The 8475-nt window shown below is 26.4% G+C and carries 8 protein-coding genes; all 8 read left to right on the top strand.

The features are described from left to right. Nucleotides 1–244: 244 nt before the first annotated feature. The gene (locus KQI16_RS11855; protein WP_216434683.1) at nt 245–1081 is read left to right on the top strand and encodes a cyanophycinase; all 837 of its coding nucleotides are present in this window, start codon (nt 245–247) and stop codon (nt 1079–1081) included. After that, on the top strand, nt 1062–3677 hold the full coding sequence (cphA, locus tag KQI16_RS11850) for a cyanophycin synthetase (RefSeq protein ID WP_216434681.1): 2616 nt from the start codon (nt 1062–1064) through the stop codon (nt 3675–3677). The genes KQI16_RS11855 and cphA overlap by 20 nt, the downstream gene beginning before the upstream one ends. A gap of 112 nt (nt 3678–3789) precedes the next feature. Next, the gene (ispE, locus tag KQI16_RS11845; RefSeq protein WP_216434687.1) at nt 3790–4632 is read left to right on the top strand and encodes a 4-(cytidine 5'-diphospho)-2-C-methyl-D-erythritol kinase; all 843 of its coding nucleotides are present in this window, start codon (nt 3790–3792) and stop codon (nt 4630–4632) included. Between the two features lie 60 nt (nt 4633–4692). Further along, entirely contained in the window at nt 4693–5376 is a 684-nt protein-coding gene (gene spoIIR / locus KQI16_RS11840; RefSeq protein ID WP_216434680.1) for a stage II sporulation protein R, read from the top strand. A gap of 184 nt (nt 5377–5560) precedes the next feature. Next, on the top strand, nt 5561–5977 hold the full coding sequence (locus tag KQI16_RS11835) for a DUF1934 domain-containing protein (protein WP_216434679.1): 417 nt from the start codon (nt 5561–5563) through the stop codon (nt 5975–5977). 132 nt (nt 5978–6109) lie between these two features. Further along, complete coding sequence (locus tag KQI16_RS11830; RefSeq protein WP_216434678.1) at nt 6110–6421, top strand: hypothetical protein; 312 nt, start codon at nt 6110–6112, stop codon at nt 6419–6421. 424 nt (nt 6422–6845) lie between these two features. Continuing rightward, entirely contained in the window at nt 6846–7859 is a 1014-nt protein-coding gene (locus tag KQI16_RS11825; protein WP_216434684.1) for a LacI family DNA-binding transcriptional regulator, read from the top strand. Between the two features lie 74 nt (nt 7860–7933). Continuing rightward, the coding region (locus tag KQI16_RS11820) for a BMP family lipoprotein (RefSeq protein WP_216434677.1) at nt 7934–8475 on the top strand (542 nt) is incomplete at its 3' end.

Below are 8475 nucleotides of genomic sequence, written 5' to 3'. Positions count from 1 at the left end.
TGCGCCATTTTTAAGGAGTAGAGATGAATTTATTTGAAAAACTCTTTAAAATTCATATAAAACAGTACAAAATAAGAGCTGAGCATTAGCGATTTTTAACCGCTAATGCGACAGCCCCTTTTTTGTTTTTATTTTTAATAGAATATTTAAAGAAAAATTGTATTAATTTTTAGAAGTTACAGAATTTGAATAATATGAGAAAAGTATGGTTAAAATAAAAAATGCATGATTAAGAGGTGGTTTTATGTCTGAAAAGATTAAAGGTGATTTAATAATCATTGGGGGAGCAGAGGATAAAAAGGGAGATAAAGAGATATTAAAAATAGTATGTGATTCTATAGATAAAAAAAAAGATACAATTTTAATTGCAACGATAGCAACAGAATATCCAAAAGAAGCATTTGTAAAATATTCAAAAGTTTTTAAAGAATTAGGAGTTAATAATATAAAAGGACTTAATATTGAGAAACGTAAAGATTCTTTTGATGAATATAATATAAATCTTGTTAAAGAAGCTTCATTAATATTCTTTACTGGAGGAGATCAGCTTAGAATTACCAGCTTAATAGGAGGAACTTTGATTAATGAGGCCCTAAAAGATGCTATTGAGAATGGATGTATAATGGTTGGAACATCAGCTGGAGCATCTGTTATGAGTGATACAATGATAGTAATGGGACCAGATGAAGAATCACCAAGAAAATGTACTCTTAGAATGGCTCCGGGACTTGGTTTTGTTAAAGGCATAATGATAGATCAGCACTTTGCCCAAAGGGGAAGAATAGGGAGACTGCTTGCAGGTATAGCTCAAAATCCTGAAGTTTTAGGAATAGGTATTGATGAAGATACGGCTATAGTTGTTAAGGATACAGGAGAAGCAGAAGTTATAGGAAATGGCGCTGTGTATTTTTTAGATGCTAGGGATATTATTTATAATAATGTTTCTGAACAAAATTTTGACGAAGTATTAAGTATGTTCAATGTAAAATTACATATCTTAAAAGAAGGAAATAGGTTTAATTTATTAACTAAGTTACCTTTTGAGGAGGAAAATCAACAAAATGAAAATAACAGAGACTAAGGTCTTTAAAGGGAAAAATATTTATTCACTAAAGAAATGCATAAGGCTGGATGTAGATTTAGAAGGATATAGTGAAACCCCAAGTTCAGCAATAGAAGATTTTAGTAATAATCTTGTTAATATGCTTCCAGAATTAAAAACTCACAGATGCGGAATAGATGAAGAGGGAGGATTTGTAAAAAGGTTATATGAAGGAACTTATTTAGCTCATATTTGTGAACATATTATTATTGCATTACAAAATAAACTTGGTATAGATGTTAGTTATGGGAAGGCCAGGGAAATAGAAGGTGATAGATATTATATTGTTTTTCAATATGTCTATGAAAATTTTGCTCTAGAAACTGCAAAGTTAGCAGTAGATATAATTAATGCATTAATAAATAAAGTTCCAATAAATTATGATGAAAGAATAAAATTATTAGATAAAATATTAAAGGATGAAATGATGGGACCTAGTACAAGATCTATATGTGAATATGCAGAAAAGCTTGGGTTACCAGTTATAAGGCTAGGTAAAGGAGATTTTTATCAAATAGGGTATGGTAAACAAGGGAGAATAATTGAAGCTTCAATAGGAAGTAATACTAATTGTGTTGGAGTAGATATTTCTTGTGATAAGCTTTTAACAAAAGAACTGCTTAATATTCATAATATACCAGTAGCAAAAGGAAGCAAGGTCAATAATATATTAGATTTATTACAAACAGCAGAAAAAATAGGTTATCCAGTTGTTTTAAAGCCCCAATATGGCAATAAAGGTAAGGGGGTTATTTTAAATATAAAAAATGAAAAAGAGTTATTAAGAGCCTATAGCAATTTAATAAAAAAATACAAGGATATTATTATTGAGAAATATCATAAAGGAAGGGATTATAGAGTTTGCGTTATTAATTATGAAGTTGTAGCAGCATCTTTAAGAATACCACCATATGTAGTTGGTAATGGAAAAAATACTATTAGGGAGCTAATAGATATATTGAATAGTAATCCTGAAAGAGGAAATGATCATGAAAAAAATTTAACAAAAATAAAGATAGATAAAGAAGTTATAAATTATATAAGAGAACAAGGAAAATCCTTGGATGATATTTTAGAAAAAAATAAAAAGATCTTTTTAAGAAAGAATGCTAATCTTTCTACTGGAGGGGAAGCTATAGATTGTACAGACATTATATGTGAAGAAAACAAAAAAATATGTATTAGAGCTGCAAAGGCATTAAAATTAGATATATGTGGAATAGATATATGTACAGAAGATATTTCAAAACCAATTATCGATAATGAAAATATTAATGGAATAATAATGGAGGTAAATGCAGCTCCAGGGCTTAGAATGCATTTAAATCCAAGTAAAGGAAAAGCAAGAGATATAGGCAAATATATAGTAAATATGTTATATAATAATAATCCTGTTAATATACCAGTAGTTTCAATAACAGGAACTAATGGAAAAACTACAACAACAAGATTAATAAGTCATACCCTTCAAAAAATGGGTTATTGTACTGGAATGACTAGTACAGATGGAATTTTTATAAATAATGAAGTGATTGATATTGGAGATGATACAGGATTCCATAGTGCTAGATCAGTTTTATTAAATCCTGATGTTGATGTTGCTGTTTTAGAAACTGCTAGAGGAGGAATTATTAGAAACGGATTAGCTTATGATGCTGCTGATGTTGCAGTAATTACAAATATAAGAGAAGATCACTTAGGTGTCGATAATATAAATACTATGGAAGAGTTATGTTTTGTTAAGTCTTTAGTAGGAGAAGCTGTAAAAGAAGATGGATACGTTGTTATAAATGCAGAAGATTATTGGAGTAGGACAATATTAGATAGAATAAAAGCTAAAAAAATATTTTTTAGTATAGATTCTAATAATGATTTACTATTAAAAAATAAATCTGATTCTATCTGTGTTTATGTAGAAAAAAATGAAATAGTAGCGTCAAATAAAAATAAAATATATAAAATATGTAATGTAAATGATGTTCCAATTACATTGAATGGAAAATTAAAATTCAATATAGAAAATACATTAGCAGCGTGTAGTGCTTTAATCGGATTAAATATAGATTATTCTATGATAAGAAATGGAATTACAAGTTATCAATTAAACTCCAAGGAAAATTTAGGAAGATTTAATTGGCATAATGTAAATGGGGTAAATGTAATATTAGATTATGGACATAATATAGATGGATATAAGGCAGTATTATCATCTATTAAAAAATTAACTAATAATAAATTATATGGAGTAATAGGAATACCAGGAGATAGAAAAGATGATGTTGCAATAAAAATAGGGAAAATATCAAGTCAATTTTTAGATTATCTCATAATAAAAGAAGATAGAAATTTAAGAGGAAGAAAGAGAGGAGAAATAGCAAGATTAATAGAGAAGGGTGTCAAGTTATATAGTAATAATAAAAAATATGAAATTATTTTAAGTGAAGAGAAAGCTTTTAAAAAGGCTATAAGTCTTGCTTCGAAGGGAGATTATATAGTAGTATTTTATGAGAAACTAGAACCATTAATAAATATAATTGAAGGCTATAAAAATGAAAAGATAGTATTAAAAGCTTAAATATTTCCTAGTTTACTATAAGAAGAAAAAAATATATAATTAAAATAAACTTCAGAAGTTATATTCTGAAGTTTATTTTAAAATGATGTTTATAGTTGAAAGGAAAAATAAGATGAGAGCAAAAGCCTATGCAAAGATTAATTTATCTTTAGATATAGTAGGAAAAAGGGAAGATGGATATCATTTATTAGAAATGGTTATGCAAACTATAGATTTATATGATGAAATAACTATTGAAAAGCAAGAAAAAGGTATAACTATTGCTTGTAATAAGCCTTATGTTCCACGTGATGAAAGAAATTTAGCTTATAAAGCAGCAAAATTATTTATGGAGAAATATAATATATCACAAGGAGTTAATATAAACATTAAAAAAAATATTCCAGTCTCTGCAGGTTTAGCAGGGGGAAGCACAGATGGGGCTGCTGTATTAAAAATAATGAATAAAATGTTTAATATAAATGCTTCAGATGATGAATTAATGAAAATTGGATTACAGTTAGGTGCAGATGTTCCATATTGCATAAAAGGAGGAACAGCTTTATGCGAAGGAATAGGAGAAAAAGTAACAGAGCTAAAAAGATTTAAGGATAAAATAGTAGTAATTGTAAAACCGCCTTTTGGTATTTCTACAAAAAGTGTATATGAAGCTTTTTGTTTAGATAAAGTTAGAAATCATCCTAATACTAAAGAATTAATTAAATCTATTGAAGCAGATGATTTAAACAATGTAGTTAAAAATATGAAAAATTTACTTGAAAATGTTACTTTAAGAAAACATAAAATATTAATAAATATAAAAGAAGAAATGATACGTTTAGGTGCATTAGGAAGTATGATGAGTGGAAGTGGACCTACAATATTTGCATTTTTTGAAGATATGCAAAAAGCACAAAAATGTTTTGAAAAAATGAAAGAAAGATATGAAGAAGTACATATAACAAGAACAATTTAATAAATGATGAATAAACCTCCTAATATATGTAAATAATTAGAATGAAATGGAGGTTTTATTATGAAAAGATTTCTTCTGGCTTTTATAATTATAATTAATTTATTAAGTTTATTTGGCTGTACAAGCAGCTATAAAAATGACGATTTTGATGATAAAGAATTAGTTTATGAAGATATTGCAGATAAAATAATTAGATTTCATATAATAGCAAATAGTGATACAGAAGAAGATCAACAGCTTAAATTAGAAGTAAGAGATGAAGTTATTGCTTATGTATATGACAAATTAAAGGATAATAAAAATCTTGAAGAATCAAGAAATTTTATTATTGAAAATAAAGAACAAATAGAAAATATAGCTAAAAAAGTTGTTAAAGAAAGAGGATATGATTATGATATAACTAGTTCTCTTTCTATGGAAAATTTTCCTGATAAAGTTTATGGTGATGTGGTGTTTCCGCAAGGTAAATATGAAGCTTATAGAATATTAATAGGGGAAGCAAAAGGACAAAATTGGTGGTGCGTTATGTTTCCACCTCTATGTTTTTTAGATGAAGCTAAAGAAACAATAGATGCTGACAATATTAAAGAAACTATAGAAAAATATGAAGATAAAAATAATGCAAGAGAAAAAAGTGATAAAGAGAGAATAATAAATAATGAAAAAAATTCTAAAAAGATAGAAAATAAAATAGAATTCAAATTTAAAATTTTTGATATTATTAAAAGTCTTTTTAATAATTAGGATAAATAAACTATAAAAGACAATAATAACCATTGATTGCTAAAGTTAATGCAATTAAAATATATATAATTTGATAAATAATTTAAATTTGATTATAATATAATAACTAAAAGCAAGATATTTCTTTATATAATAAGAAACTAATATAGATAAGATTATACTAATAATATAATGGAGGATTAGTATGGGGAAAAATGCATTTATATCATTAAAAAGTTTTAATGAATTAGATACAAATGAAGTTATAGAAGTTATTACACCTGGAAAATTTGAAAAAATAGAAGATGGATATAAAGCTATATATGATGAAACTGAATTATCTGGTATGGAAGGCACAACAACCACATTAAAAATATTAAAAGATGAATTAGTTCTTGAAAGGGAAGGAAGTACTAATGCCATAATGAATTTTAAGGAAGGTGAAACTTCCATATCAATGTATAATACCCCTTATGGAGTTTTAGATTTACAAATTCATACTGATGAATTAAAACTTGATATTGATGAGAACGGCGGGGATATTTTTGCAAAATATTCAATGGCACTTGGTGGACAACCACCTATTAAAACAAATTTAACAGTAAGTGTAAAAATTAATTAACACTAAGGCACAATATAGAATATATACTTGTTCTATATTGTGCTTTTTTTTATAAAGCTTGTATATTAATATCTAATTATAAGTGATTACTTTTAGAAAATAAGGTAATAATTATAGTTAAGAGGTGATCATATGAATAATGAATATAAATTAAATAGAATTATTATTGTTACAAATGTACTATGTTCTCATTTTAATATATCTTCTAAAGATTTAAAAAAAATTTTAAGGAAGAAGGAAAATAAATACTTATATTTATTGCTTTTAAAAAAATATAATTGTTTAGATAAGGAAAAAATTAATAAAATAATAGATCTTGGCAGTGAAAGAAGTATAAAATATAATATTAATAAAGCAGAAGAAAAACTATTAATAAATAAACAATTTAGAGATACATATTTTATGCTTGAAGAGGGGCTAGAAAGAGTATATAAAAGAATGTAAAGTTAATAAAAAAATATCTTTGCATTCTTTAATTTTTATTATATTATATAAGTATAGAGAATCTATTTTTATAAAATGTTTATCGGAATTTTTAGGACAAAGCATATTAACTAGAATAAATAAATATAACTCTTAATAAAATTATATTGGATTAGATGTTTAAAAAATTAAATTTACTCATTATTCTTGTAATCGATTTCCTTTGGAGAGAATTAATTATTAAATTTAATAAGTTTTTATGCCTTTCAAAGAAACCGGTTACACTAGATTTTCGAAACTAATTTATCAAATAATTAATAAAAAGTTTTGAAAAATAAAAATTATGTAATTTAAATTTAAGTACTAGAATTCCATATATTATTAGTTATATAATATATGGAGAAAAAATATGGAATTTTTAACTATTTGTACAAGGAGTTTAGACATGGCAGTAACTATAGATGATATAGCGAAAAGAGTAGGGGTATCTCCAACTACAGTTTCCAGAGTTATAAATAATTCTTCTTACGTTAAAACAGAAACAAGAGAGAAGGTTTTAGAAGTTATAAAGGAGATGAACTATGTACCAAGTGCAATTGCAAGAAATCTCTCTAAAAGAGAAAATAATACTATTGGTATTATAGTTCCGGATATTACTAACTCCTATTTTGGAGAAGTAATTAAGGGTATAAGTAAAATTGCTAGTGAAAAAGATCTAAATATAATTTTATTTAATACTAATAATGATGTAAATAGCGAGTTAAAGGCTTTAAGAGAAATAAAAAAGCATAGGCTAAAAGGAGTTATAATGACTCCAAGTTATAGTAATAATAAGCTTGAGAAAGATTTTATTGAAACAATAGAAAGTTTGGACATGCCTATTGTTCTAGTTTCAGCAGATTTAAATTATATTAAATTAAATGGGGTTTTTGTTGATGATTTTAAGGGTGGTTATGATGCTGCTTCTCTTCTTATAAAAGAAGGTCATAGAAAAATAGGAATAATAAAAGGAATAACAGAATCAAGTACTTCTGAAAATAGATTAAAAGGATATAAAAAAGCATTATTAGAAAATAATATTGAAATTTGTGAAGATTACATAAAAAATGGTGAATTTTCCTTGGAAAAGGCTTATGAAATTACAATGAATTTTTTAGATATGGAAAATCCACCAACAGCTTTAATTGTTTGTAGTAATAAAATGACTTTAGGGGTTATAAAGGGATTATTTGAGAGGAATAAGGGTATCCCAAAAGATATATCCTTGATAGCTTTTAATAAAATAGACTTGATAGATATAGTTGGAATAAAACTAACTTATATTGAAGACTCTCCTATAGAATTAGGAAAGGAAGCAATTAAATTATTAATAGAAAAATTTGAAACTAAGGAAGACAAAATTAAAAGAATAAGTATACCACCTAAATTAGTTTTAAATGGATCAGAAAAGAAATATTAAAAAGCTTATCAATAAGGATGCAGTTCTTTGTTATACAAAGATTGCTATATATATTATTTAATGGAGGGATTATTATGAGAAAAAAATTAATAGCACTAACACTATCCGCTCTTATGGTTACAGGACTTGTAGGCTGTGGAAGCGGAAACTCTAATTCTAATGGAGGAGAAAAGAAAGCTGATTTAAAAGTAGGTATGGTTACCGATGCAGGAACCATCGATGATAAATCTTTCAACCAAGGTACTTGGGAAGGTATTTTAAGAGCTGAAGAAGAATTTGGAGTTGAAACAAGTTACTTAAAACCAGCAGGTACTACTGAAGCAGACTATATGAAGGAAATTACAAATCTTTATGACACAGGATACAAGTTTATAGTTACTCCTGGATTTAAGTTTGAAACTGCTATCTATAATGCACAAAAGAAGTATGAAGATGCTAAGTTTGTAATTTTAGATGGAGCACCACATAGTGGAGATAATAATTATGATTTATCTCAAAATACAATAGCTATCTTCTTTGCAGAAGAACAAGCAGGTTTCTTAGCAGGAGTTGCAGCTTCTTTAGAATTAAAAGAAGGAGACCTAGGATTTATAGGTGGTATGGAAATACCAGCAGT

The organism is Caproiciproducens sp. MSJ-32, from assembly GCF_018918055.1.
GTDB lineage: Bacteria > Bacillota > Clostridia > Clostridiales > Clostridiaceae > Clostridium.
Note: the sequence above shows the minus strand (reverse complement) of the source record. Positions and strands in the feature narration are given on the sequence as shown.